Annotated in this window: 1 protein-coding gene; it reads right to left on the bottom strand. The window is 40.2% G+C overall.

Annotated features, from left to right (window positions below):
• Nucleotides 1-146: 146 nt before the first annotated feature.
• A complete protein-coding gene (tnpA, locus tag HMPREF9429_RS00190) occupies nt 147-611 on the bottom strand; it encodes an IS200/IS605 family transposase (protein WP_006940715.1) in 465 nt (154 codons plus the stop codon).
• Between the last annotated feature and the right edge of the window lie 143 nt (nt 612-754).

Raw genomic sequence — 754 nt, 5'->3', positions numbered from 1 at the left:
AATCATAACCACCCGTTAAACGGGTGGTTTGCTCTGACCCTATAAGGGTCTTTCTCTAGTGGATACCCTCTAAAGAGGGTATCGAAATAGTCCGACAACCACTCTATTATTACAGGCAGCCCCCTACTCGGGGGCTTTTTTTCTGCCTATTCTACCGGCTTACCCGTAAACGGGTCGGTATATTCCTGAAAATTTAATGTGTCCATGGCGATATCATCTTGTAACTGGTTGCGAATATACTCTTTTATCGCACCTTCATACCTGCCTACCGTATCTACGTAATAGCCTCTGCACCAGAAGTGTCGATTCCCATATTTGTACTTAAGATGGGCATGTTTATCAAATATCATGAGGCTACTTTTACTCTTCAAATATCCCATAAAACTCGACACACTCATATGCGGAGGTATGGTTACTAACATATGAATATGATCCGGGCAACATTCTGCTTCTAATATATCTACATGTTTTCTTGTGCATAAGTCACGTAAAATTTTCCCTATATCACTTCTTAATTTTTTATATATAATCTGTCTGCGATACTTGGGTGCAAACACAATGTGATATTTACATCTCCATTTGCTATGTGATAAGCTTTGTACGTCATTCATTGACATGGAACCTCCTCTTTGTACAATAATGTGGTTGCCAGACCGCTATCATTGTACCACGGGGAGGTTCTTTCCTTTTCTATAAGAATATTTTTCCAACCCCCAGTTTAACTGAGGGTTTTGTCATGCCTATTCGGCGTACA

Source organism: Megasphaera micronuciformis F0359 (assembly GCF_000165735.1).
GTDB lineage: Bacteria > Bacillota > Negativicutes > Veillonellales > Megasphaeraceae > Megasphaera > Megasphaera micronuciformis.
The sequence above is the reverse complement of the archived record's forward strand: the minus strand, read 5'-3'. Positions and strand labels throughout refer to the sequence as shown.

Excerpts from the sequence above, each read along its gene's own strand:
- tnpA (WP_006940715.1), bottom strand. The coding sequence starts at position 611 with ATGAATGACGTACAAAGCTTATCACATAGCAAATGGAGATGTAAATAT.